The sequence below is a fragment of the Citrobacter sp. TBCS-14 genome (genome assembly GCF_005280805.1).
Classification (GTDB): Bacteria; Pseudomonadota; Gammaproteobacteria; order Enterobacterales; family Enterobacteriaceae; genus Citrobacter; species Citrobacter gillenii.
Genome location: NZ_SZWM01001205.1, coordinates 1 through 223, shown reverse-complemented (window position 1 = coordinate 223; position 223 = coordinate 1). Strand labels below are relative to the sequence as shown.

Sequence of the window (223 nt, the reverse complement as noted above, 5' to 3'; positions counted from 1 at the left end):
AACATTGTGAGATTGCATAATTAAAAAAATTCGCCAATAAACCGGCAACACAGCATATGAAGATAACGGGATTATCGATGAGCATAAACGAGCTGCATTCACTGGATTTATTAACCATTCCGGTCTGGATCGTTTCGCCACATACCGAAGAACTGGTGTTCGCCAATACCGTTGCACGGGAACTTATGCAGGCCCCGTGTTTCCCCCCTCTCAGAAAAGGCAC

1 pseudogene is annotated in these 223 nt (G+C 45.3%); it reads left to right on the top strand.

The annotated features are described in order from the left end of the window. Window positions 1-77 precede the first annotated feature (77 nt). Window positions 78-223 (top strand): annotated as a pseudogene (locus FDX22_RS32825) (sensor domain-containing diguanylate cyclase); the annotation flags it as partial.